Below are 24635 nucleotides of genomic sequence, written 5' to 3'. Positions count from 1 at the left end.
ATCGGAGGATCCGCCGGATCCGCCGGAAGCACGAGGAGGGAAACCGATGGCAGGCCAGGAGCAACAGCAGCCGCAGTCACGTGACAGCCAGGTCGAAGACGACATTCCCGAGGCACCCCCGGCATCGCCCGAGGCGCAGGCATCGGCATCGACAGAAGGAGTGGACGACCTCCTGGATGAAATCGACGGCGTCCTGGAATCAAACGCCGAAGAGTTCGTCCGGGCATTCGTCCAAAAAGGCGGCCAGTAACCCGGAACCGATGGGTGGCGGAAGCCGCGGCCGGCCGGAATCTGTACCGACGTTGAAGTACCACGTTCAAGGAGTGATGAGTGCAGGAATCAACCGCCAACCAGGTAGCCGCCAACGCCACCTCGTCCTTTACCGAACATCTGCAGCGGGACCGGCCGGAGTTATTGCCCTTTAGCCGGTCCCTGATCGGCAGTGCGTCCGCGGCTGCCCCCGTGCAGGTTCCGCACGCCACCACGATCGTTGCCATGAGCTACAACGACGGAGTCCTGATGGCCGGCGACAGGCGGGCCACCATGGGAAATGTCATTGCCAGCCGGCACATTGAGAAGGTTTTCCCCGCCGACAGGTTCTCGGTCCTTGGCATCGCGGGAACAGCCGGCATTGCGATCGACCTGACCCGGCTGTTCCAGGTTGAACTCGAGCACTACGAAAAGATCGAGGGCACCCAGCTCAGCCTCGAGGGCAAGGCCAACCGGCTTGGCGCCATGATCAGGGGCAACCTGCCCATGGCATTACAGGGCCTGGCCGTGGTTCCGTTGTTCGCCGGTTTTGACACCGGCGCCAACGTGGGCCGGCTGTTCTCCTATGACGTCACGGGGGGTAGGTATGAGGAACACGAGCACCACACGGTGGGCTCGGGTTCGGTCTTTGCACGGGGTGCCCTGAAGAAGCTTTGGCGGCCCAGGCTCACCGCCGCCGAGGCGCTGTCCGTCGCAGTGGAATCCCTCTACGACGCCGCCGACGACGATTCCGCCACCGGCGGACCCGATACTGTCCGGCAGTTGTGGCCGGTCGTCTACACGGTGGACAAGACGGGTGCCCGGCGGGTTCCTGATGCTGAACTCTCCGCCGCCTCGCGCAACGTCATCGAGTCCCGGACCATCGCCGGACGGGAGGCCTGAGATGACGCAGCAGTTCTACGTTTCGCCCGAACAGCTGATGAAGGACCGCGCGGATTTTGCGCGGAAAGGCATCGCCCGTGGCCGCTCCGTGGTTGTGATCAGCTGCGCAGACGGCATCGCACTGGTCGCTGAGAACCCCTCGCCGTCATTGCACAAAATCGGCGAAATCTACGACAAGATCGCTTTCGGCCGCCGTGGGGAAATACAACGAATTCGAGAGCCTCCGCCAGGCTGGTGTCCGCTACGCCGACGTGCGCGGCTACTCCTATGACCGCGAGGACGTGACCGCCCGCGGCCTGGCGAGCGTGTACGCGCAAAGCCTGGGCGCGGTCTTCACGGCCGAGCAAAAGCCCTTCGAGGTGGAGCTGGCCGTGGCCGAGGTAGGCCCAACCCAGGCCGACGACCACCTCTACAGGCTGACCTTTGACGGCTCGATCGCCGACGAGCACAGCTTCGTCGTTATGGGCGGCCAGGCCGAGAAGGTCTCCTCCGCCATCGGCGCCGGCTGGCAGGCCGCCCTGGGTTTCGCCGACGCCGTACGCCTGGCGCTGAAGGGGCTTTCGCCGGCCGCGGAGACGGATCAGCCTGCCACACCGCTGCCCGCAAGTGCACTGGAAGTGGCGGTCTTGGACAGGCTGTCCGAAAGCTCCCGCGGCTCACGGCGCGCATTCCGCCGGCTGAACGACGCGGACATTACTGCATTGCTGGCCTAGGAGGACCACGTGGACAAAAGAATCTTCGGTATCGAAACCGAATTCGGAATCTCCTACTCAAGCCCCGATTCGAGGCCTCTTGCTCCTGAGGAGGTGGCGCGGTACCTCTTCCGCAAGGTTGTCAGCTGGGGACGCTCATCCAACGTGTTCCTCACCAACGGTTCCCGGCTCTACCTCGATGTCGGGTCGCATCCGGAATACGCCACTGCCGAATGCGATGACCTGGCCCAGCTGATCGCCCATGACCGCGCCGGTGAGCTGATCCTTGACGACCTCGTGGATGAGGCCCAGGCACGTCTGGCCGCAGAAGGCTTCAACGGCACTGTGTACCTGTTCAAGAACAACACCGACTCTGCCGGCAACTCCTACGGCAGCCACGAAAACTACCTCATCCCGCGGCGCGGAGAGTTTTCCCGCCTCGCCGAGATCCTGATTCCGTTCCTGGTGACCCGCCAACTCATCGCAGGCGCCGGAAAAATCCTGAAGACTCCGCACGGAGCCACGTATGCGTTTTCCCAGCGCGCCGACCACATCTGGGAGGGCGTCTCCTCGGCCACCACACGGTCCCGGCCCATCATCAACACCCGGGATGAGCCCCATGCGGATGCTGAGTTCTACCGGCGGCTGCACGTCATCGTCGGGGACTCGAACATGTCAGAGGCTACGGCCCTGATGAAGGTCGGCACCGTGGACCTGGTCCTGCGGATGATCGAAGCAGGGGTGATCATGCGCGACATGCGGATGGAAAACCCCATCCGGAGCATCCGCGAAATTTCCCATGACCTCAGTGGCAGGGCACTGGTGCGGCTCGCCAACGGGCGCCAGCTCACCGCCCTTGAGATCCAGCAGGAGTACCTCAGCAAGGTCACTGCCTTCGTGCAGGAGCATGGCGCCCACAACCCGCACGTTCCGCTGATCCTCGACCTGTGGGAGCGGACCCTGCATGCGATCGAAGCCGGTGATACCAGGAGCATCGACACCGAAATCGACTGGGCCATCAAGAAGAAGCTGATGGACAACTACCGCGAACGCCATGGCCTGGGCCTGGATGCGCCACGCATCGCCCAACTTGATCTGACGTATCACGACATCTCCCGCAGCCGGGGCATCTACTATTTGCTGCAGTCCCGCGGTGCCGTGCGCCGGATCGTTGACGATACCGTCATCAAGGGTGCCGTGGACGCGCCGCCGCAAACCACACGCGCCAAGCTGCGGGGTGACTTCGTCCGCCGGGCACAGGAGCTGGGACGTGACTACACCGTGGACTGGGTACACCTGAAACTCAACGACCGCGCCCACCAGACGATTCTCTGCAAGGATCCTTTCCGCAGCGTGGATGAGCGTGTCGATGCGCTGCTCGACTCTATGGGCTGACGTCCAGCTTCAGGGTCTATTCTGGATAAGGTCCCTTTAACGGGACCTTCCACGACACTGTCCGCTGCCATGCGGAATGTCGTATCCACCCTGCCCCGACGAAAGTTTTCCTACGTGCGCCGACTACTAGCAATCCTCCTTCCCGGCCTGCTGCTGCTGACCGCCTGTGGAGGCACAGCTTCACAGCCTGAGCCCACCAGCCAGTCCGCCGGGGACACTGCAAAGTTCGACTCCCTCAAGCTGACCGACAACGGGGACAAGAAAGCCCCGGGTGTGGACTTTGACAAGCCCCTGGCAGTCACCGAACCCACCATCAAGGTCGTCTCGGAAGGCAGCGGCGATGCCGTCAAGGCGAACCAAGTGGCCAAAATCTCCATCCTGGCCCTCAACGGCACGGACGGTTCCCAGTTGGAGGACACGTTCCCCAGCGAGCCCGAGAGCCTTGAGCTGACCGACGACCTCAAGACCAGCAGCCCGGTCATCTACAACGCGTTCGTCGGCGCCAAGGTTGGATCCAGCCTGGCGCTGGCCGTCCCGGGCCAGCAGAGTGCCCCGTCAGCAAGCCCCAGCCCGTCCGACGGCGCCAGCCCCAGCCCGAGTGCTGCAGCTGATCCCTCCCAGCTGCTGATCATCAAGGTAATTTCCGCTGCCGACTCCACTCCTGTCCTGGACAAACCCCAGGGCGAGACCGTGACGCCACCCGCCGGCCTGCCGACCGTGACGGAAAAAGACGGTGTACCGGCAATCAACGTTGCAGGTGCTCCTGCACCCACATCCCTGGTGTCGCAGGACCTGATCAAGGGCACCGGCGCCACCGTCAAGGAATCGGACACCCTGACCGTGAACTACGTGGGCGTCAACCTCGCCGACGGCACCAAGTTCGATTCCAGCTTCGACCGCGGCCAGCCCGCAACCTTCCCGTTGACCGGTGTCATCAAGGGCTGGACCCAGGGCCTGGCCGGTAAGACGGTCGGTTCCCGCGTCCTGCTGGTCATCCCCAAGGACCTGGCGTACGGCGATGCCGGCCAGGGCCAGGCAAAAGGTGACCTTGTGTTCGTAGTGGACATCCTCGGGGTCAAGTAGCAACACTTACAGGGAGGCCGCATCCTTTCGCGGCACCCACCAGATCACTCACGCAGAGGAGCAAGCATGTCGTTTGGACAGCGGGAATTCGACCGCCAGAAACCCGAGATCGATTTTCCGGAAGGCGATGTCCCCACCGAACTGGTCATCACCGACCTGATCGAGGGCGATGGCCGGGAAGCCCAGGCGGGGGACACGGTCTCCACCCATTACGTCGGCGTGGCCTGGTCCACCGGCGAAGAGTTCGACGCCTCATGGGGCCGCGGCGCACCGCTGGACTTCCGGGTCGGCGTCGGCCAGGTCATCCAGGGCTGGGACCAGGGCCTGCTGGGCATGAAGGTCGGCGGCCGCCGCCGTCTCGAGATCCCCTCCGAGCTGGCGTACGGCTCCCGCGGAGCCGGTGGGGCGATCAAGCCCAACGAGGCACTGATCTTCGTCGTGGACCTCGTCGGGGTCCGCTGACTTCCAGCACACCACAACACCCGCAAGCGCGGCAGCATGGAGATGTTCCCCATGCTGCCGCGCTTTCGGTTTTCGGCGGGGGAGTTTAGTAACGTAGCCAAGGTGTCCGTATCCCGCACTGAACGACTCCTCAACCTGCTGATCGCGCTCCTGAATACCCGCTATGGGCTGCGCCGCAGCGAATTGCGGGAAAAGGTCTATCACGACGCCTCCGGCAACGACGTTGCGTTTGGGCGGATGTTCGAACGCGACAAGAATGATTTGCGGTCAATGGGCTTCGACGTCGAGACTCTGACGGACTCCGGCTGGAGCGAAGACGACCCCGCCACAACCCGTTACCGGATCGGCAAGGAATCCAACAGGCTGCCGGATGTCGAGCTGGGACCCGAGGAATGGACTGTCCTGCTGTTGGCTTCGCAGCTCTGGGAGCGGGCCGCGTTGGGTACGGCGGCCCGGAGCGCACTGCGCAAGATCCAGGCCTCCGGGCGGCTGGCGGAGGTTGAACTCCCCGCCGGCGTGCAGCCCCGGATCAAGCCTGCCGGGCAGGCCTTCGATGACATCGTCACCGCCATGCACGCCAGTCATCCCGTCAGCTTCACGTACCTGGCCGGCAGCACCGGCAAGGAAGAAGAACGGGTGGTTGAGCCCTGGGGCCTTGGCAGCCGCTTTGGCCAGTGGTACCTGATGGGGTACGACCGGACCCGGAGCGCGCCCAGGCATTTCCGCCTTTCCCGGTTCACCAGCGCGGTAACCACCCTGGCCAAAGACCGGTACTCACCGCCCGTGGACTTCAGTATCCGCGCCGAACTGGACCGGCTGCCTGAACTGCCGCTGCGCACCGCCGTCGTGGACGTCAGGAAGGGGCGCCTCCTCGCGTTGCGGAGCCGCGCAGCAGGCACCGCACCGCAGGAGCCGAACGGAGAGCCCGCTGACGGTTTTGACCGGCTTGTCCTGGAGTACCGCGATCCGGAAGTGCTTGCCGAGGAACTTGCCTCCTACGGGCCCGACGCCCTGGCGGTAGACCCGGAAGACCTCGCCGCGGCAGTGCGCCGCCGCCTTCGGGCCGCGGCAGCCTTCAGCGCCGCGCCCGTCCCCGCCTACACGTTCGTCGACGTCCACGCCCGGGCGCCCCGCAAACGGACCTCCGAGGACCAGCTCAAGCGCATGCTCCAGCTGGTCCCCTTCCTGGTCCACAACCAGGGCCTGCACATCCAGGATGTCGCCAGGCATTTTGGGATCACACGCGAGGAACTTGAGGCCGATCTCCAGATCCTCATCTGCTCCGGGCTGCCTGAGGGGTACCCGGATGATTTGCTCGATATCCAGTGGGAAAATGACCACGTCTTCATTTCCCAGGACCTCGACCTGAAGCGGCCCGTCCGGTTCACCGTCGAGGAAGCCTGTGCGCTGCTGACCGGCCTCGAGACGCTCAACGGCCTGCCGGACCTGCCCGGCGGGGGCGTACTGGAATCCGTCACCCTCAAGCTGCTTGCCGCGGCCGGTGAGGAGGGCCTCCGGGCAGCCTCCATCGCCGGACCCCAAGTGGCGCCCGCAGACCGCCCAAACCCATGCCACCATTCGGCAGGCCATCGAATCCCGCTCGCAACTCCGGCTGACGTACCTGTCGCCCCAGCGGGACGCGGTCACGGTTCGCGACGTCGACCCGCTCCGGCTCTATTCACTGGACAACACCTGGTATTTCGAAGCCTGGTGCCACCAAGTGTCCGGGCTTCGGAACTTCCGCCTGGACCGGGTGCAGGAGGTGCATGCCAACGGCGCACCCGCCAGCGGGCACGCCACGCCCACCGGCGGAGTGCCGGCAAAGCTTTTCACCGCCAACGACGACGACACCACCGTCATCATCCAGCTCACCCGGCAGGGGAGGGGACTGGCGGACGACTACTACGCCGAGCGGATCGCGGAACTGCCCGACGGCGGCCTGGTGGCCGAGATCAGGTTCGGCAACACGGCGTGGCTGCCTATGTTCGTGGCCCAGCACGGGGGCACGGCGAGGATCCTGGCCCCGGCGGACCTTGCCGGCGCGGCCAGCGACTGGCTCGCGGCGTCGCTGGCAACCTGCGGCGGATAGACTTCCAGCATGCCTTGGTGGTCCTGGATCCTGATCTGGATAGCGCTTGTCGCCGTATCCCTGCTGTTCTATGTCCTGTTGGGCATCCGTCTCTACCGCCAGTTCATGGCGACGGTAAAGGACCTGGGCGACGCGGGTGCCAGGCTGGGAAACCTGGGCCCGGCAGACTGGCAGGAGGAACCTGCTGATCCGTCACGTGTCGTGCCGGGCTCGGCCGTTTTTGCCTCGCCCGCCGTCATGCGACATGATTACGAGGCATCCAAATCGGCCAGGCGGGAAGAACGCCGCCGCCGTCGAGTGCAGCGCAAAAAGGACCGGGGCCAGCCGCAGGCGCTCGGAGATCTCGACTTCACATAGAAGTAGGATGTAGTTAGAGGAAAGGATTTCCCGTGGGAAGACTCTTTGATGGCCCCTGGCCAATCGTCATTATCATCGTCGTAGCTTTGCTTCTCTTTGCCGCTCCCAAGCTCCAGCTCCGGCCATGGCCCGCAGCCTTGGACAGTCCATGCGGATTATCAAATCCGAGGTCAAGGAAATGAAGAACGACGGCAAAGCCGAGTCCTCCGAGCCCTCCGGCCCGGTGGAAGGCACCATCGTGAACCATCCCAAGGCGAAGCCCGGTGAGCCGACAGACGGCACTGACGTTCCGCCGTCGACCCGCGCCTGACCTCCCGTGGCACTGTCGCGGGGCCGTAAAGCCAATCCCGAGGGGCGCATGTCCCTGTGGGAGCACCTCAAGGAACTGAAGAACCGGCTGATCAAGTCGGCCATCGGGGTCGTCATCGGCGGCATTGGGGGCTGGATACTTTACGATCCGCTGCTGAAGGCCCTTGCCGAACCGGTCAACAGGATCTCCGATGAGACCGGCGGCCTGGCAGCCATCAACTTCGGAACCATCGCCTCGCCCTTTGACTTCAAGCTCCAGATGTCGCTCCTCATCGGGGCGGTGATTTCCAGCCCCATCTGGATCTATCAGCTCTGGGCGTTTATCACCCCCGGCCTGACGTCCAAGGAACGCCGCTACACCCTGGGCTATATGGCCGCAGCCATCCCGTTGTTCCTTGCTGGGATCTGGGTGGGCTGGCTGGTGGTTCCGCAGGTGGTCCACGCCTTGACGCAGTTCACCCCCGCAGGCTCCTCAAGTGTCATCGACGCACGGACCTACATCGAGTTCGTTACACGCATGGTGCTGATGCTGGGCCTGGCTTTCCTGGTCCCGGTGGTGTTGGTCGGCGTCAACATGGCAGGCCTGGTTTCCGGGCGCACCATTCTCAAGGCTTGGCGCATCACGGTCTTCCTCGTCTTCGTCCTGGCAGCTGTTGCCGCCCCGGGCGCGGACGCCATTTCAATGTTCATGCTAGCCGGGCCCCTGCTGGCGCTGTTCTTCGCGGCCATCGGCATCTGCATCATGAATGACAAGCGGCGCGACCGCCGCCAGGCCAAGCAGGTCGCCGAAACCGAGGCCACCGCGGACGTAGCCACCCCAAGCAGTGAACTCAAGAAGCTCTAGCCTGCCGCTAGGCTTGGGATATGCCTTCCAACACCGGGTCGTTCTCCACCGGACCCACCGATTCCGAAGAACTGTCTCCCGCAGAAAGGTACCGCGCCAGCGCTGAACGCAGGGCTGAGGCCGCCACGTACCTCGGACAGTTTTCCGGGACCCTTGAGTTCGAACTTGATGACTTCCAGCGGAAAGCCTGCCGTTCCCTGCAGGAAGGCAGGGGAGTCCTGGTGGCGGCCCCTACCGGCGCCGGCAAAACCATTGTTGGCGAGTTCGCCATTTACCTGGCCCTGCAACGGGGTCTGAAGGCTTTCTACACCACGCCCATCAAGGCACTCAGCAACCAAAAATTCAGCGAGCTTGCCGCCAAATACGGCGCGGAGAACGTGGGGCTCCTGACCGGTGACACCAGCATCAACGGCGACGCGCAGGTGGTGGTCATGACCACCGAGGTCCTGCGGAACATGCTCTACGCCGACTCCGCAACCCTGGACGACCTTGGCTACGTGGTCATGGACGAGGTGCACTACCTTGCCGACCGGTTCCGCGGGGCGGTCTGGGAAGAAGTCATCATCCACCTGCCCAGTGAGGTCCAGGTCGCTTCCTTGAGCGCCACGGTCTCCAATGCCGAAGAATTTGGTGCGTGGCTGGACACCGTGCGCGGCGACACGGACATTATCGTTTCCGAGCACCGGCCGGTTCCGTTGTGGCAGCACGTCATGGTGGGACGCCGGATCATGGACCTGTTCGCCGGCGAAACCACGTTCGACGAGATCGCCCCGCCCGGCGGGGAAGAAGACGATCAGGCGCCCAAACAGGACAAAGCCGGCGAAAGCGCAAGGGGCCGCGGCTTTGACGTCAACCCGGAATTGCTCGACGTGGCGCGCAGTGAAATCCAGCAAAGCTTCCGGAACCGGCAGGGGCCAGGGAAACGCGGCCAGCGCGGCCGGCGCGGCAACGACCGTCCGGTCCGTGGCGCCGAGCCTGCAGGGGTGCGCCGGGCCAGCCGTCCCCAGGTGATTGCCAGCCTTGACCGGATGGATCTTTTGCCGGCCATCACCTTCATCTTTTCCCGTGCGGGGTGTGAGGGAGCAGTCGCCCAATGCGTCGCGTCCGGCCTGTGGCTCACCACGGAAACCGAACAGCGGATCATCGCCCAGCGCGTTGACGAAGCCGGGCAGGATATTCCACCGGACGATCTCGACGTCCTTGGCTTTTGGACGTGGCGGGACGGATTGCTCAGGGGTTTCGCGGCCCATCACGCCGGTATGCTGCCCACCTTCAAGGAGGTGGTGGAGAAACTCTTCGCCGACGGCCTGGTCAAGGCAGTCTTCGCCACGGAGACCCTCGCCCTGGGCGTGAACATGCCAGCGCGCTCGGTGGTGCTGGAAAAACTGGACAAGTTCAACGGTGAAGCCCACGTGGACATCACGGCCGGTGAATACACCCAGCTCACGGGCCGCGCCGGCCGGCGCGGCATCGACGTCGAAGGCCACGCCGTGGTGCTGTGGCAGCCCGGAACCGACCCGACGGCGGTCGCAGGCCTCGCCTCCCGGCGCACCTACCCGCTGAACTCGAGCTTCCAGCCCACCTACAACATGAGCATCAACCTGCTTGCACAGTTTGGCCGGGTACGGGCCCGGGAAATCCTCGAGTCGTCCTTTGCGCAGTTCCAGGCCGACCGTTCCGTGGTGGGGCTCGCCAGGCAGGTCCGCAGCAGGGAGGAATCCCTCGCCGGCTACGCCAAATCCATGACCTGCCACCTGGGTGACTTCACCGAGTATGCCCGGCTTCGGAGGGAACTGTCCGACGCCGAGAACGCCACGTCCCGCACCAAGTCCCGGGTGCAAAAGTCGCTCAGCGACGACTCCCTGGCCCGGTTGCTGCCCGGCGACGTGGTGAACGTTCCCGGTGGACGTGCGCCGGGACCCGCCGTCGTCCTCAGCTCTGACCATGGCAGCCGCGAACCGCGGCCGGCCGTCCTCACCCTGGACAACCAGCTGCGACGGATCGGCACGGATGACCTCGAAGGACCCATCGCTCCGGTCACCCGGATCCGCATCCCCAAGTCCTTCAATGCCAAGGTGCCCAAGTCACGCCGGGACCTCGCATCATCGGCGCGGAACGCGCTGCGCGAGAACCGGCCGCCTGCGCCCGGCCAGAACCGGAACCACGATTTCGGCCGTGCCGCGGCACTGCCCAACCAGGAAAAACGCATCGCCGATCTCCGGCGTGCCCTCCGCGCCCACCCCTGCCACGGCTGCAGCGAACGGGAAGACCACGCGCGGTGGTCCGAGCGCTGGTGGAAGCTGCGGCGCGAAACGGACGGCCTGGTCCGCCAGATCCAGGGCCGCACCAACACCATCGCCAAAACCTTTGACCGGGTTTGCGACGTGCTGTCCGTCTATGGCTACCTGGAAGACACGGGAGATGGCCGGCTGGTCATCAGTCCGGATGGGCAGCGGCTGCGCCGGATCTATGGCGAGAAGGATCTGCTGATCTCCCAGTCGCTGCGGCTGGGCGCCTTCGACGACCTCGACGCCGCGGAAGTGGCCGCGCTGGCCAGTGTGCTGGTGTACCAGGCCAAACGGGAGGACCGGGGGCTGCGGCCGCGCATGCCCAGCGTCTCACTGGAGACCTCCGTGGACATGGTGGTGAGGGAATGGTCCGCGCTGGAGGATGTGGAGGAGGAGAACAAGCTTCCGCTGACCGGCGAGCCCGAGCTCGGGCTCATATGGCCGCTGTACAAGTGGGCCCGCGGGCGCCACTTGCAGGACGTCCTGAGCGGGACCGACCTCGCTGCCGGCGACTTTGTCCGTTGGGTCAAGCAGGTGGTGGACCTGCTGGACCAGCTGGCAAAAATCCCCGGCCTGGATCCGCGCCTGTCACGGCTGTGCGTTGAAGCCATCAACCTGATCCGCCGCGGCGTCGTAGCCTACTCGTCCGTTCTCTGATCCTCATACCCCGCCGGTCAGCACCGGCCTGTTCCCACCCCAGGAGTCCTGCCAACCATGCCCCACCCCGATTCCACGTCCCGTCCCGTCCCGGTCCTGTACCGCAACGGATCCGTCTACACGGCGGCGGACCCGTTCGCGACAGCCATGCTGGTGGATGGGGACACCGTCGCCTGGGTTGGGTCTGAACAGGCCGCAACGTCCATCGCCGACAGCTCCATGGAGATCATCGACCTTCGGGGCGCCCTGGTGGCACCCGGCTTCGTTGACTCGCACATGCACCTGACGGAAACCGGCATCGCCCTGGAATCCTTGCAGCTCGGCTCAGCCGCTTCTGCCCGGGCGCTCCTCGATGCCGTCGCCGGCGTGAAGGGTGAGGGCCCCGTGCTGGGGCACGGCTGGGATGAGACTGCGTGGGCCGATCCCACGCTGCCCACGGCGGAGGAACTGGAGCGGGCGGCCGGGGGCAGGCCGGTCTACCTGTCCAGGGTGGACGTGCACTCGGCACTCGTTTCAAACGTCCCTTGCGGAGTCCGCGGACCTTCGGGGCCAGGACGGGTTCGACGGCGGGGCCAGGGTGATCCGGGCAGCCCATGCGGCGGCCCGTCTGGCAACGCGGCAGTTGCCGGCTGAGGCCCTGAAGCAGCACCAGGCCCGTGCCCTTGCCGAGGCCGCTGCCAACGGGTACGTGGCCCTTGCCGAGATGGGTGCGCCCCACATCGGCGGCGCCGGGGATCTTAGGATCGCCGCGGGATGGAACGCAGAGGATGCGGCCGCCCGGCCTGTTCCGGAGGTCCTGCCGTACTGGGGTGAGGCGGCTTCTTCCGAGGAGCATGCCCGCGCCCTCGTTGCACAGTTCGGTGGCGTTATCCGCGGGCTCGCCGGAGACCTGAATATCGACGGATCGCTTGGCTCCCGGACTGCTGCCCTCCGCGCCGGGTACCACGATGCGGGCGACGAACATGGTGCCTTTTACCTGGACGTCGAACAGGCCGCAGCCCACCTCGCCGCCTGCTCGCTGGCCGGTATCCAGGGCGGGTTCCACGTGATTGGCGACGCCGGGCTGGACGTTGCCCTCGAAGCGCTTGATCGTGCCGCCAAGGAGGTAGGCCCACAGCGGGTGCGTGCCGCCGGCCACCGCTTTGAGCATGTTGAGATGGTGGATGCCGCGGCCGTTGAAAGGCTGGCTTCCTATGCGGTGACTGTGAGCGCCCAGCCGGCGTTCGACGCAGCCTGGGGCGGACCCGGCGGCCTGTACGAGCGCAGGGTGGGGGAGCGGAGCCGGTCGATGAATCCGTTCGCCTCCTTCTACGCGGCAGGGGTTCCTGTCTGCTTCGGCAGCGACAGCCCGGTAACACCGCTGCGGCCCTGGTCCAGCGTGCGCGCCTGCGTGGAACATCACAACCAGGACGAAAGAATTTCCGCACGGGCCGCGTTCCTGGGCCACACCCGCGCCGGCTGGAGGGCCGCCCGGCACGCCAACCCGATGGCCGGACAGCTCGTCCCCGGAGCCCCGGCAAGTTTCGCTGTGTGGGAGGTGGAGGAACTCATGGTGCAGGTGGCTGACGGACGGGTTCAATCGTGGAGCACCGATCCACGCGCCAGGACCCCGCTGCTGCCGGCACTGGACACTGGTTCGGATCCTGTGTGCCTCCAGACCGTGAAAGACGGTGCCGAACTGTTTGTAAGCCCGGCTTTGCGGTCCTGAGCAAGGATTCTTCCGCCCTATAATGGGGAGTTGCGCCCGCCGCCGGTCAGCCCGGCAACAGGTGCTCCGACCACTTCCACCAGGAAAGGCCCTTTGTGCGCGTCCTTACGATCATTCCCACCTACAACGAACTGGAATCGCTGCCCAAGACGCTCCAGCGCCTGCGGACGGCTGTTCCGGCGTCGGACGTGCTGGTGGTCGATGACAACAGCCCCGACGGTACCGGCACCCTGGCCGATGGCTTCGCCGCCGAGGATGCCCAGGTCCACGTCCTGCACCGCAAGGGCAAGGAAGGCCTTGGTGCGGCCTACATCGCAGGGTTCAAGTGGGGCCTGGAGGCCGGCTACGACGTCCTCGTGGAAATGGACGCCGACGGCTCCCACCAGCCCGAACAGCTCCCGCAACTTCTTGAAGCCGTCGAGCAGGGCGCAGACCTGGCCATGGGCTCCCGTTGGGTCCCCGGCGGCAGCGTAGTCAACTGGCCGCTGTACCGGCAGGCGATCTCCCGGGTGGGCAGCACCTACGCCCGGCTGATGCTCGGCCTGCGGATCAAAGACGTCACCGGCGGCTACCGCGCGTTCCGCCGAACCACCCTCGAGAAGCTGAACCTGGACCTGGTGGACTCGGTGGGCTATGGCTTCCAGGTGGACCTTGCCTGGCGGGTCGCCAAGCTTGGCCTCCGCATTGAAGAACGTCCCATCACTTTCGTCGAACGTGAATTGGGCGCCTCGAAGATGAGCGGCAACATCGTGGTGGAAGCCATGATCAACGTCACCAAATGGGGACTGGCCGCACGCTGGAACACGCTGGCCGGGAAAGTGCAGAACAAGCAGGCTTAGGCCGCAGCACGGCATATAAAAGGGGCCGTCCCCGCACCAAAAAAGTTCAAGTGCGGGGACGGCCCCTTTTCCGTTGCGTGGCTATGCGGAGCGGCGCTCTCCACGGCGTTCGCGCAGAATGGTCAGGCGGTCCTCGAGGATCTGTTCCAGCTCAGGCAGGGAGCGGCGTTCCAGCAGCATGTCCCAGTGGGTGCGGACTGCCTTGTCGTTACTCGTGTCCGGCTTCTCACCATCTACCAGGAGCGCTTCCTTGCCGGTCTTGGAGACCCATACCGGAGGAATTTCCGCCTCGGAGGAGAAGGTGACGAACACCTGCTCGCCATCCTCGCAACGGTACTCGACCCGCTGGCGCGGAGCCGGCTCTACTCCGGACTCGGTCTCCATGCTCTGCGCACCAAGGCGCATGCCCCGCAGGCTGCGATCGCTCATGATTTCTCCCTCTGGTCGGTTCGCGGATGAAAACTCCGCGATAGCCGGTGGTGACGATGCGCCGCCGGACTACTGTGTGCACTGTGCTGCATCATAGGATTCAACGCATTGCGAAGCTGTGTTGTTCCAGCTGGTGTTATCCTGCCGGACAAATACCCAATTATACGGGCCTCGACCCGCACGGACCAAAACAAGGAGGGACCCGCGCCGCGGATCCCTCCCCGTTCCAGTGCGTGCTTACGGCTCGGTGCGCTGGGCCGGAACCTCGTCGAAGAGTCCGTTGGCCGCTTGCTCCGGCGCGTTGCCCCCGAGGGCGTTCCCGATTCCCTTCAGGGCCTCGCCCACTTCACTGGGGATGATCCACAGCTTGTTGGCTGAGCCTTCGGCCAGCTTGGGCAGCGTCTGGAGGTACTGGTAGGCCAGGAGTTTCTGGTCCGGGTTTCCCTTGTGGATGGCATCAAAGACCTTCTGGATGGCCTGCGACTCGCCGTCTGCGCGGAGAATGGCGGCCTTGGCATCGCCTTCGGCTTTGAGGATGGCGGCCTGCCGCTGGCCTTCAGCGGTAAGGATGGCAGACTGCTTGGTCCCCTCTGCGGTAAGGATGGCGGCGCGCCGGTCGCGTTCGGCACGCATCTGCTTCTCCATCGAATCCTGGATGGAGTGCGGCGGATCGATCGCCTTCAGCTCCACCCGGGACACGCGGATACCCCAGCGGCCTGTCGCCTCATCAAGAACGCCGCGAAGCTGACCGTTGATCTGGTCACGCGAGGTGAGGGCCTCTTCGAGGTTCAGCCCGCCCACGACGTTACGCAGGGTGGTCGTGGTGAGCTGCTCCACTGCCTGGATGTAGTTGGCGATCTCGTAGGTGGCGGCGCGTGGGTCCGTCACCTGGAAGTAGACCACCGTATCGATGGACACCACCAGGTTGTCCTCAGTGATCACCGGTTGCGGCGGAAAAGAGACCACCTGCTCACGCAAGTCCAGCAACGGTAAGAGCCTGTCCACAAAAGGAATCAGGATGGTCAGCCCCGGGTTAAGCGTCCGCTGGTACTTGCCCAGCCGTTCAACGACGCCGGCACGTGCCTGCGGGATGATCCGGACCGACCGGACCAAAACGATAATGACGAACACGATCAGGACCACCAACACAACGGCCAGTGCGGTTCCGCCTGCGTTTTCCATAAAACTCCTTATCCCCCAAATGTCAGGCTGTTTCAGGGCCGGTGGCCGCCGCCGGCGGTACCGAAACCACTGCTGTTGCGCCGTCAATGGCCGAGACGACCACTTTCTGGCCCGCGGGAAGAACTCCCGCAGCGGAGCGTGCGCTCCAAATATCGCCGCCGATTTTCACCAGGCCGCCATCCGAGGTCACAGCCTCCATGACGACGGCAGGTTCACCGATCAGCCGGTCCACGTTGGTCCGCTGCTCAGACGGGCCCTTCTTCAGGTGCGAGAGTGCCACCGGCCGCACGAACGCGACCATGAGCAGGGACACGATGCAGAAGATCACCACCTGGAGCCAGGGTTCGGCACCGGCGAAGTCAGCTGCCAGGGCGGCAAGTGATCCGCCGCCAAGCATGATGAAGAACAGGTCAAGGGTGATCATCTCGACCACGGCAAACGCCAGGAACGCCGTGAGCCACAGTGCCCACCAGTTTTCCCCAAGCCATTCGAACATCCTGCTTCCCCCTTCGTCACGGGGGAGCCGCGTCTGCGGACCCGCCGGCAACTGTCTTTTCATCCTAGTCCGCGGACCAGGCAAGTGGTCCGGACTCAAGTGTCGGCCGGGGGATAGTGGCCAAGTCGTTACGCGGCGTTGTGTTCCCTGGGACGGAACACCAGCAGCTTGAACTTTGCCCCGGCTGTCAACGGCTCGGGCAGGCCCTCCAGCCGGGCTGCAAGGTGGCCCAGGTCCAGGTGGTGCCCCGCAGGTCCCATGAATGCCAGGTCCGCCGCGGCAGTGCGGGTCAGCTCAAGCGCTATATCGACGTCGACGGAGCTGTCCAGCTCGAAATGGCCGGCCATGGCATCGGCCAGGCGGTCATCCTTGCCCTCTTCGATACCGAGCATCCCGGTCACCGCGGCGACTTCCGCGAGGTGGCCGGGGCGCGGTGTCACCACCACCAGAACACCGGCAGGCCGGAGTACCCGGGCAAATTCGGCGGGGTTCCGCGGGGCGAACACCACCGTCACGGCGTCCACCGAGCCGGTGGCCACCGGCAGGGGCTGCCAGATATCGCAGACCATGTTGACGGCGTCCGGGTTGAGCCGCGCCGCGCGCCGAAGCGCGAATTTGGAAATGTCCAGGCCGATCGCGGACACGTGCCGCCCGTCCGCGGCAGCAGCATCAAGTATTTCCCGGAGATAATGGCCGGTTCCGGTTCCGGAGTCCAGCACGGTCGCGCCGGTGTCCGGGAGATTGCGTACGACGGCGGAGGCTACGGCCTGTGCCAGCGGCCGGTAGTTGCCGCTCCCCAGGAAATTGAAGCGGGCCTGCACCATGGCGGCGCTGTCCGCCTCAAAGGACGTCCCCTTGCCAACCAGCAGGTTGAAATAGCCTTGCCGTGCCGCGTCGAATTTGTGGCCCGCAGTACAAGCCAGCCGGGGTTGATTCCCGGCGCCCGGTTCAAGGAGATCCATCGGATCCGAGCAGACGGGGCACAGGAGGGGGAGATCCGCGGATGGCATGGAAACCAGTTTATGGTGGTGGGCCGGTCCCGGTCCGTTTACCTGACATGGGGCCTGCGGCACTCATGGTCAGCCGAGTGATATTCCCGCCGGGCCGGCGTCGAATCCCAACCCGGTGCTGGCCCTGGCGATGCCCGCTTCCGCCCAGTGTGCCGCGTACTCCGCGTTGCTGCTGAGGGAACGGAGCTGGGCGCGGTCGATGTAAAGGATGCCGTTGAGGTGGTCCGTCTCGTGCTGGACGATGCGGGCCTGCCAGCCGGAGAACACGCGCTGCTCTGCCGCGCCGTCGGGCGTCAGATACTCAAGCAGCACCGTGTCCGGACGCGCCACCACGGCCTGCAGCCCGTTGAGGGAAAGGCACCCCTCAAAGAACGATGCCAGACCGGGTCCCTGCGGCGTGTAACGGGGGTTGAGTATGGCCAGGAATTCCAGCGGGCTCCGGTGCCGCAGCGCCGCAGCATCGGGGTCGACGTCGTACTGGTCCTCCAGGACCGCAAGTTGCAACGGGATGCCAAGCTGGGGCGCGGCAAGGCCCACACCGGGGGCTTCATGCATGACCTGGCGCATGATCCCGATGAGGCGGCCCAGTTGGTCCGACGAAAGTTGACCGGCGAACTCTGCGGCCTGCTGGCGCAACGCGGGATGGCCGGCCTGGACGATGGGCGGCAGGGAACCGGCTGACAGGATCCGTTCTACGGCCTCGCGGATTTCGTCGGCACCGGCGGTTGTCGGGGGAAGACTCTGGATCATGGTTGACAGCCTACTGGCGGATGGCATGCGGGAACCTCGGCTAAGGTCGGGTGCATGGCTGATGAGTTATTGCCGGCATCGCCGCTGGAGCGTGTCCTGGAATTTATCCGTGTCCTCGAATCGGGCGGTGGCGGGTCTGAGATCCGCCCGCTCCTTTCCGAGGGTTTCGTGTTGACGGAGGCGCCGCACCTGCTGGCCCCGGAGGGATCCATCCGGACGCTGGAGGGCGTGCTTGCCGGTGCTGATCAAAGCCGACAAGTGGTGGAGAAGCAAAGATTTACCGTCCGCCGTACGACGTGCGAGGGTGGCCGGGTGGCGGTGGAAGCCGATTGGTCGGCTACTGTGCTGATGGATCTGCGGTACTGGGACCGTGGCGAAACCATCCGGGCCAGGACCTCGTCTGTCTTTGAGGTGAGGGACGGCCTCATTGTGAGCCAGGACAGCTACGACTGCTATTTCCGCTAGGCCAAACCCGCCCCTTCCGGTGGTTTAGTGCATGGTGAACCGCCTGGCGGCCCAGTGGTTCACTGCCGGAATGGAGGCAGCCGCGCCAAGTGCAGCCGTACGGATTCGAAGGAGCGGAGCCGGGAGGGGCCTGCCGAGCGCCATATTGATTTCGGCTTGCCGGCGGGCACGGGCCGCCGCCCTTCGCCGGGCCATTTCGAATTCCCTGAACTGCCTGCCTACCGGTCCGCCGGCCAGGCCCGCGCGGACCAGCGGGGCGAGGGCCTCGGCATCAAGCCAGCCCAGGTTCATGCCCTGGCCGCCGATGGGACTGATCTCATGGGCCGCGTCGCCCAGCAGGATGGCCCGTCCAGCTACTGTCCGGCGGGCAAGGGCCGAAGTGACGCTGAAGGCGCTCAGCATGGAGTTGGTGGCGGGGTCGGGCTCGATTCCGGTCCGCTGGCCAACCAGGCCGGCCAGGTCGGAGGCGGTTGCCGCGCCGGCCGGGCGGCTGAGGCGCACCACCCACCGGCGGATCCCGCCCGGGAGCGGAAACGATTCCACGATTCCCTGCCGTTCGAGGAACAGGGCAGCTTTGTCTCCCAGGCCGCTGCCGTCGTCGAAATCCCCCATGAGGTAGCGGTCCGGGTACGTCCTGCAGGAGGCAGGCACACCCAAGGCGTCCCGCAGTCCGGACCGGGCACCGTCGGCGGCCACCAGCAGCGCGGCCGTGGCAAGGGCCGGCCGGTGCGTGGAATCTTCCCTGGACTCGAACGCCACGGTGACCCGGCCGCCGTCGTCCGTGAGCCCTGTGACGTTCGCACCCTTGACCAGTGCGTCGGGATCCAACGTCCGTACGCGGTCCTCCAGGATTTGCTCTGTCCTGAATTGGGGAAGTGCAAGGACAAAGGGAAAGTCGGCAGACACGTTGCCGAAGGCCATGCTTCCCACGATTCTTCCGCCACTCAGGGCCACGCCTTCACGGATGCGGACACCCTCCCTAACCATGCTCGAGGCCACGCCGATCCGGGCAAGTGCCTGCAGCGCCGGTGGGTGGATGCCGATGGCGCGGGTGTGCTGGTTCCGCGTCTGGCGTTGTTCGAGCACCCTGACGGAGACGCCTTCCTGGAGCAGGACCGCGGCAAGGTACAGCCCAACCGGTCCGCCGCCGGCGATCACAACATCGGCGTCCAACTCAGTCATGGTGCCAGGTGAGGACTTGATGGAATGCTGACGACCGTTCCACGGACCAGCCCGGGGGAGCGGCGGAGGACAATTCGGCGGGCTTGTAGCTGCGCCGGATGGAGGTGAGGCCGTCCTTCCGGATGAAGGACTGCCGGAACGGTAGCGCGGCAACACTGAAGAGGGCGAAGGCTGCCGGGCTGCGGATGAGGTCGTTATGCAGCGATTTCGTTTCCGCAAGGGTCTCCGAATCGGACAGAAGCTGCCGGAGTTCTTCGGGCGCGAGGTGGTGGAGGACATGGTTGGAGATGACGACGTCGAACCGGGTCCCCTCGCGGACCAGGTCGCTGCTGTGGGCCTCCCGGAAGTCCACGCCTGAGGCCACAGCACGCTGCCGGGCGAATCGGGCTGCGCGGGGATCCGGGTCAATCCCGGTGATATGCATCGATTTCCCGTCCCGGGCCGCCCAGCGGGAGAGCAAGACGGCAAGGTCACCGCCGCCGCAGCCGACGTCCAGGATGGTCAGCGGGCGTGACTGCGGTGGAGCGATGGTCCGAAGCTCCTTCGCGTAGATTCTCCGCCACCCTGACAGGACCTTGTTGATGAGGCCGAACTGCCGGTAGGTGTTGTCCAGGAGTCGGGCGTCGCAGTCGGGGCGGTCCATCTGCTCGGTGGCGGCCGCAGCCCGGCGGCGCAGCAGGAACTCCATTGACCGGTCCCGTTCAGCCGACTGTTGCTTCTTCGGAGCCGGCCGGCGCGGCTGCCAGGCTGTCACAGGTTACTGCATCCGCGCGCTCATCAGGCCCCGAAACTGCCTGCCGGAGCTTGGTGAACAGGCCTGTTTCGACGGTCAGGCCCGGACCAAACGCCATGGAGCAGACGCGCTCGCCCCCGTTGCTCCCGTCCCGCAGAGGTTGTTCCAGGATGTGCTTCAGAACGAACAGGACAGTGGCGCTGCTCATGTTGCCGTAATTACGAAGGATCCCGCGTGCGGGTACCAGTTGCTCCTCGGTGAGGCCCAGCCGCGACTGGACTTTGTCCAGGATGCTGCGGCCGCCCGGATGGATGGCCCAGTGGGGGATGGAGGTATAGAGGAGTGCCGCAAGTTCCGGTTCCCGTGCCAGGAGTGGCTCCAGGGCGCCCACAATGTGGTCATCGATGATGTGCGGAACGTAGTTGCCGAGCACCATTTCGAACCCGTTGTCGCCGATGTTCCAGGCCATCGAGTCCTCGCCGACAGGAGTCAGCACCGTTTCGAAGTGGTCCAGCTTCAGCAGTGCGGTTTCCCCGATTCCGGGCCGGGCGGTTACGACGGCGGCGGCGGCACCGTCGGCGAACAGGGCCGAGCCCATGATGGCGTCGGGATCGTTGGATGTGCGCACATGCAGGGAACAAAGCTCGGCGCATACGACCAGGACGACGGCATTGGGGTCCGCCTCACAGAACAACTTTGCGGCGCGGAGCGCGGGGAAGGCCGCGTAGCAACCCATGAAGCCCAGGTGGTAGCGCTGGACAGCAGGGTTCAGGCCAAGCTCGCGGACCACCTTGTAGTCCGGCCCAGGGTTGAAAAACCCCGTGCACGAAACCGTGATGAGATGAGTTATGTCAAGTAAATCCAGTTCCGGGGCGGCGTCCAGGGCCGCGCGGGACGCCTCGACGAAGAGCTTTGTGGCTTCACGTGCGAAGATATCGTTCCGGACCTTGGTGCTGGGGTTCAGCAGGAGCCCGGATTCCTGGTCGTAGAACTGCGGGTTGTCCGAACGGGACGTATTGGTCAGTTCCTGCACTGCGGTAAATCGCGTCTCGATGGCTGCGCCGTCAAAGCAGGTGTTCACCAGCCGGGAGCCCAAACGGGACAATCCCGGCTGTGCCGCAAAAACGTCACGGGCTTCGGCCTGGATCAGCTTTGTCGCCGGAACTGCAGTTTCCAAGGAACGCACGTAGACCGTCATTGGTTTATTCTTGACTCGCGCCGGAGCAAAGACAATGGGCTTCTGCCGATTGAGCTGCGGATTCACAGGTGTTTGGCCCTGGCATACAGCCCCCCCTTCCAGGCATCGCCAACGCGCCGATAATCTACATTATGTCAAGTAACGTTGAGAGTACCCCGGCAGCAGGATCTTCCAGGCCCTCTCCCGGAGCCAACCGTGACGGCCCTTTAGTGGCGCCGCCGTACGGAAGCTCCAACCACGCCGCCAAGCGCGAGTCCAACGGCACAACCCCAGAAAGGGCTCTGAAACAGGGCCAAGCCCAGGCTGAATCCCATGGCGGCGCCGACCAGGGTGCAGATCCACAACGGTTTGTTCACTATCTCTCCGGATTCAAGGCAGTGACGGCGATCCCTGCTGACACTACTAAACCTGCACTTGAAAGTTTGGCAACCGCGTGCAATTAATAGGTGGCCATCGGATCTCGCTGTTTGAGAACCTGCCGCCGGCGCCCGGAACCATTTTCCGGGTCTCCCAAGCATTCCACTCCCCCGGTCTTCCCACCCGGTAGCCGTCCGGCTCCCACACCGCGACAGCTAAGCTGAAAGCCATGAATTCCTTGAAAACGAAGCCCGCAACGTCAGTTTCGGCTCGAACTGTAATGGCCGCCGCTGCGGCCGATATCATCATCATCCTCGCTTTTGCGGCGATTGGACGCGATGCCCACCACCGGGAAGAACCTGTACTGGGCGTTTTGCTCACAGCCTGGCCCTTCCTCGCCGGCGCGGCCGCGGGCTGGATGGTTGCACGGGCATGGCGGAATCCCCTCTCGGTGCTCCGGGCCGGCGTGCCGGTATGGCTTGGCAGCCTGATTGGTGGAATGGTCCTCCGTGCATTGACCGCCCAGACGGTTGTCGTTCCTTTTATCATCGTGGCCACGTTGGCCCTGGCGGTGTTCCTCGTGGGCTACCGGCTGCTGCTCGTCGGCCTGGCACGCCTGCGTCGCAGCTAAAGGCCCTGCCACATCCCGGCCGTGGAACGCATCCGGAAGATGCCCGCCCGTGTAATAGGCTGGCAGCAGAGAAACGGCCGCAGGGCTTTGCTGCGGCGGAACTGATTGAAGGGGTTCAAACGTGGTCACCGCATTTGTTCTGATCAAAACCGACGCCGCACGCATTCCGGAAACGGCCGAGGAAATATCGGCCATTGAAGGCATCAGTGAGGTGTACTCCGTCACCGGGGAATGGGACCTGATTGCCGTGGCGAGGGTGCCCCGGCACGAGGACCTGGCAGACGTCATCGCCGACAAGCTCTCCAAGGTGCCCGCGGTGGTCCATACGACCACCCATATTGCCTTCCGCGCGTACTCGCAGCACGACCTGGACGCCGCCTTCTCGCTAGGCTTCGAACAGTAAGCAGACCTAGGCGCGGGACAGCGAGACCCAGCGGTCCAGCACCGCAGCGGCTGCACCCGAATCGATCGAGTCCGCCGCCCGGACGAAAGCCGCCTGCATACGCGTCAGGAACGGACCCTCGGCGCCGAGGTCAAAGGCGACGAGGCCTGCGGCGGCGTTGACCAGGACTGCGTCCCGGGCCGGGCCTTGCTTCCCGGCGAGCACATCGCGGACAACACCGGCGTTTGCGATGGCGTCTCCCCCGCGGAGCTGTTCCACGGTGGCCAGGTTGATGCCAAGGTCCTCGGGTGAGAAATGGAGTTCGCTGACAGCGCCGTCGCGGATTTCCCATACGGTCGACGGGCCCGTCGTGGTCAGTTCATCGAGGCCGTCGTTTCCCCGGAACACCAATCCCCTGCTCCCCCGGCGCGCCAGGACGCCTGCCACCAGCGGCGCCATCCGGGCATTCGCAACGCCGACGGCCGACGCCTGCACGTTGGCCGGATTCGTCAGGGGCCCCAGGAAGTTGAATGCGGTGGGAATGGCCAGCTCACGCCGGGGAACTGCGGTGTGGCGGAATGACGGGTGGAAAACCTGGGCAAAGCAGAAGGTGATGCCCGCTTCCTCGGCGTTGCGTGCCACGCGGTCAATAGACAGGTCAAGCCGGACCCCCAGCGCCTCCAGCACGTCGGCAGATCCGGACGACGACGACGCCGCCCGGTTGCCGTGCTTCACCACTTTGGCGCCGGCACCGGCCGCGACCAGGGCGGCCATCGTCGAGATGTTGACAGTGTTAAGTTGGTCACCACCGGTGCCGACAATATCGAGCTTTTCCCCGGAGATTGCCACCGGGTTGGCGTGGGCCAGCATTGCCTCCACAAGGCCGGAGAGCTCGTCCACCGTCTCGCCCTTGGCGCTGAGTGCCACGAGGAAACCGGCGATCTGGGTCGGCGTTGCTTCGCCGGACATGATGGTGTCCATGGCCCACGACGTGTTGTCAGCCGTAAGATCGGCGCCCTTGATCAGCGCCGAGATAAGCCGGGGCCAGGTGTTGCCGGACGCTGCAGATGCCTGAGAAGTCACCTGCTGATGCTATCGAGCGATGGTGGGCGCTGACCAATGTGAACGCCGGCAGGAACTTTTCGGGGCGATTTCGCGTCTTTGTAGAAAAAGTCCCCCGAAAAGGCGGTTTGCGTTGGGCAGCACGGACTTTTGCAGACATAATGTCTATGTGACATCTGCGACCCATGCCCCCAGTACCCCGGCGCACCCCACGCTGAACCGCCCGAATATGGTTTCTGTTGGAACCGTAGTGTGGCTGTCCAGCGAGTTGATGTTCTTCGCCGGTCTCTTTGCCATGTACTTCACCCTGCGCTCCACGAGCGGTCAGATGTGGGCGGAAGAGACAGCCAAGCTCAACTTCCCTTTTGCGCTCGTAAACACGATCGTCCTCGTGGCCAGTTCCTTCACTTGCCAGATGGGCGTGTTCGCCGCTGAGCGGCTGCAACCCCGCCGTGCCGGTGGAGCCCTGCAGTTCGCCCGCTGGGGAATGAACGAATGGTTTACCTTGACGTTCCTCATGGGCGCGTTCTTCGTTGCCGGCCAGACCACCGAGTACGCGATGCTGGTTTCCGAGCATGTCTCGCTCTCCTCCAACGCCTATGGCTCGGCCTTCTACATGACCACCGGCTTCCACGGCCTGCACGTCATTGGCGGCCTGATTGCCTTCCTGCTCATCATGGGCCGGTCTTTTGCCGCGAAGAAGTTCGGACATTTCGAAGCAACGGCCGCAATCGTCACCTCTTACTACTGGCACTTCGTTGACGTCGTGTGGATTGGCCTCTTCCTGGTCATCTACGTACTCAAGTAGCCAGCTTTGATTCTTTTTCTACAAGAGGCAGAATTTCAGGTAGCGGCTCCCGGAGCCGGCGCAGGATCGAATAAA

Annotated in this window: 22 protein-coding genes and 4 pseudogenes; 17 read left to right on the top strand and 9 right to left on the bottom strand. The window is 64.7% G+C overall.

Annotated features, from left to right (window positions below):
• Nucleotides 1–46: 46 nt before the first annotated feature.
• The 13 genes and pseudogenes from QF050_RS13935 (at nucleotide 47) to QF050_RS13875 (ending at nucleotide 13875) form a co-directional block, all read left to right on the top strand.
• Nucleotides 47–250, top strand: a complete 204-nt coding sequence (locus QF050_RS13935) for a ubiquitin-like protein Pup (protein ID WP_308930943.1) — start codon at nucleotides 47–49, stop codon at nucleotides 248–250.
• Nucleotides 251–330: 80 nt separating this feature from the next.
• The gene (gene prcB / locus QF050_RS13930; protein WP_308930942.1) at nucleotides 331–1152 is read left to right on the top strand and encodes a proteasome subunit beta; all 822 of its coding nucleotides are present in this window, start codon (nucleotides 331–333) and stop codon (nucleotides 1150–1152) included.
• Between the two features lies 1 nt (nucleotide 1153).
• A pseudogene (gene prcA / locus QF050_RS13925) lies at nucleotides 1154–1865 on the top strand (proteasome subunit alpha).
• A 9-nt stretch (nucleotides 1866–1874) separates the two neighbouring features.
• On the top strand, nucleotides 1875–3239 hold the full coding sequence (gene pafA, locus QF050_RS13920; RefSeq protein WP_308930941.1) for a Pup--protein ligase: 1365 nt from the start codon (nucleotides 1875–1877) through the stop codon (nucleotides 3237–3239).
• Nucleotides 3240–3353: 114 nt separating this feature from the next.
• Nucleotides 3354–4322, top strand: a complete 969-nt coding sequence (locus QF050_RS13915; protein ID WP_308932175.1) for an FKBP-type peptidyl-prolyl cis-trans isomerase — start codon at nucleotides 3354–3356, stop codon at nucleotides 4320–4322.
• A 66-nt stretch (nucleotides 4323–4388) separates the two neighbouring features.
• Nucleotides 4389–4784 carry an FKBP-type peptidyl-prolyl cis-trans isomerase gene (locus QF050_RS13910; RefSeq protein ID WP_285243018.1) on the top strand — a complete coding sequence of 132 codons (396 nt, stop codon included), beginning with the start codon at nucleotides 4389–4391 and terminating at the stop codon, nucleotides 4782–4784.
• 102 nt (nucleotides 4785–4886) lie between these two features.
• Nucleotides 4887–6873: pseudogene (locus tag QF050_RS13905) on the top strand (helix-turn-helix transcriptional regulator).
• Nucleotides 6874–6882: 9 nt separating this feature from the next.
• Nucleotides 6883–7230 carry a hypothetical protein gene (locus tag QF050_RS13900; protein WP_308930940.1) on the top strand — a complete coding sequence of 116 codons (348 nt, stop codon included), beginning with the start codon at nucleotides 6883–6885 and terminating at the stop codon, nucleotides 7228–7230.
• 32 nt (nucleotides 7231–7262) lie between these two features.
• Nucleotides 7263–7540, top strand: a pseudogene (tatA, locus tag QF050_RS13895) (Sec-independent protein translocase subunit TatA).
• A 48-nt stretch (nucleotides 7541–7588) separates the two neighbouring features.
• Nucleotides 7589–8383, top strand: coding sequence for a twin-arginine translocase subunit TatC (gene tatC / locus QF050_RS13890; RefSeq protein WP_308930939.1), 795 nt, complete (start codon nucleotides 7589–7591; stop codon nucleotides 8381–8383).
• Nucleotides 8384–8403: 20 nt separating this feature from the next.
• Nucleotides 8404–11328, top strand: a complete 2925-nt coding sequence (locus QF050_RS13885) for a DEAD/DEAH box helicase (RefSeq protein WP_308930938.1) — start codon at nucleotides 8404–8406, stop codon at nucleotides 11326–11328.
• Between the two features lie 57 nt (nucleotides 11329–11385).
• Nucleotides 11386–13036, top strand: a pseudogene (locus tag QF050_RS13880) (amidohydrolase).
• Between the two features lie 95 nt (nucleotides 13037–13131).
• A complete protein-coding gene (locus QF050_RS13875; RefSeq protein WP_308930937.1) occupies nucleotides 13132–13875 on the top strand; it encodes a polyprenol monophosphomannose synthase in 744 nt (247 codons plus the stop codon).
• 81 nt (nucleotides 13876–13956) lie between these two features.
• Here QF050_RS13875 and QF050_RS13870 read toward each other — a convergent pair whose 3' ends face one another.
• The 5 genes from QF050_RS13870 to QF050_RS13850 all read right to left on the bottom strand — a co-directional run bounded on the left by QF050_RS13870 (nucleotide 13957) and on the right by QF050_RS13850 (nucleotide 17742).
• Entirely contained in the window at nucleotides 13957–14304 is a 348-nt protein-coding gene (locus tag QF050_RS13870; RefSeq protein ID WP_018761356.1) for an RNA polymerase-binding protein RbpA, read from the bottom strand.
• A 237-nt stretch (nucleotides 14305–14541) separates the two neighbouring features.
• Nucleotides 14542–15486, bottom strand: a complete 945-nt coding sequence (locus QF050_RS13865) for an SPFH domain-containing protein (RefSeq protein ID WP_308930936.1) — start codon at nucleotides 15484–15486, stop codon at nucleotides 14542–14544.
• Between the two features lie 22 nt (nucleotides 15487–15508).
• Nucleotides 15509–15982 carry an NfeD family protein gene (locus QF050_RS13860; protein WP_308930935.1) on the bottom strand — a complete coding sequence of 158 codons (474 nt, stop codon included), beginning with the start codon at nucleotides 15980–15982 and terminating at the stop codon, nucleotides 15509–15511.
• Nucleotides 15983–16110: 128 nt separating this feature from the next.
• Complete coding sequence (locus QF050_RS13855; protein WP_308930934.1) at nucleotides 16111–16992, bottom strand: methyltransferase domain-containing protein; 882 nt, start codon at nucleotides 16990–16992, stop codon at nucleotides 16111–16113.
• Nucleotides 16993–17061: 69 nt separating this feature from the next.
• A complete protein-coding gene (locus QF050_RS13850) occupies nucleotides 17062–17742 on the bottom strand; it encodes a peptide deformylase (RefSeq protein WP_308930933.1) in 681 nt (226 codons plus the stop codon).
• A gap of 54 nt (nucleotides 17743–17796) precedes the next feature.
• Between QF050_RS13850 and QF050_RS13845 the strand changes: the two genes are divergently transcribed.
• Nucleotides 17797–18207 carry a nuclear transport factor 2 family protein gene (locus QF050_RS13845; protein ID WP_308930932.1) on the top strand — a complete coding sequence of 137 codons (411 nt, stop codon included), beginning with the start codon at nucleotides 17797–17799 and terminating at the stop codon, nucleotides 18205–18207.
• Between the two features lie 24 nt (nucleotides 18208–18231).
• Here QF050_RS13845 and QF050_RS13840 read toward each other — a convergent pair whose 3' ends face one another.
• From QF050_RS13840 to QF050_RS13830, 3 genes are read right to left on the bottom strand one after another with little or no spacing between them, the layout of a single operon-like run.
• Nucleotides 18232–19389 carry an NAD(P)/FAD-dependent oxidoreductase gene (locus tag QF050_RS13840; protein WP_308930931.1) on the bottom strand — a complete coding sequence of 386 codons (1158 nt, stop codon included), beginning with the start codon at nucleotides 19387–19389 and terminating at the stop codon, nucleotides 18232–18234.
• Nucleotides 19382–20077: a class I SAM-dependent methyltransferase gene (locus tag QF050_RS13835; protein ID WP_308930930.1), complete on the bottom strand. Its 696-nt coding sequence runs from the start codon at nucleotides 20075–20077 to the stop codon at nucleotides 19382–19384. The genes QF050_RS13840 and QF050_RS13835 overlap by 8 nt, the downstream gene beginning before the upstream one ends.
• Nucleotides 20078–20090: 13 nt before the next feature.
• Nucleotides 20091–21320 carry a type III polyketide synthase gene (locus QF050_RS13830; protein ID WP_308930929.1) on the bottom strand — a complete coding sequence of 410 codons (1230 nt, stop codon included), beginning with the start codon at nucleotides 21318–21320 and terminating at the stop codon, nucleotides 20091–20093.
• Nucleotides 21321–21906: 586 nt separating this feature from the next.
• Between QF050_RS13830 and QF050_RS13825 the strand changes: the two genes are divergently transcribed.
• Complete coding sequence (locus QF050_RS13825) at nucleotides 21907–22308, top strand: DUF3054 domain-containing protein (protein ID WP_308930928.1); 402 nt, start codon at nucleotides 21907–21909, stop codon at nucleotides 22306–22308.
• Between the two features lie 121 nt (nucleotides 22309–22429).
• A complete protein-coding gene (locus QF050_RS13820; RefSeq protein WP_018761366.1) occupies nucleotides 22430–22711 on the top strand; it encodes an Lrp/AsnC family transcriptional regulator in 282 nt (93 codons plus the stop codon).
• A 6-nt stretch (nucleotides 22712–22717) separates the two neighbouring features.
• Here the strand turns inward: QF050_RS13820 and trpD are convergent, their stop codons facing one another.
• A complete protein-coding gene (gene trpD / locus QF050_RS13815) occupies nucleotides 22718–23773 on the bottom strand; it encodes an anthranilate phosphoribosyltransferase (RefSeq protein ID WP_308930927.1) in 1056 nt (351 codons plus the stop codon).
• 208 nt (nucleotides 23774–23981) lie between these two features.
• On the opposite strand from trpD, the gene QF050_RS13810 reads away from it, so the two are divergent.
• The gene (locus tag QF050_RS13810; RefSeq protein ID WP_374121569.1) at nucleotides 23982–24560 is read left to right on the top strand and encodes a heme-copper oxidase subunit III; all 579 of its coding nucleotides are present in this window, start codon (nucleotides 23982–23984) and stop codon (nucleotides 24558–24560) included.
• Nucleotides 24561–24635: the final 75 nt, after the last annotated feature.

Source organism: Arthrobacter sp. SLBN-112, assembly GCF_030944625.1.
Lineage (GTDB): Bacteria > Actinomycetota > Actinomycetes > Actinomycetales > Micrococcaceae > Arthrobacter.
Note: the sequence above shows the minus strand (reverse complement) of the source record. Positions and strands in the feature narration are given on the sequence as shown.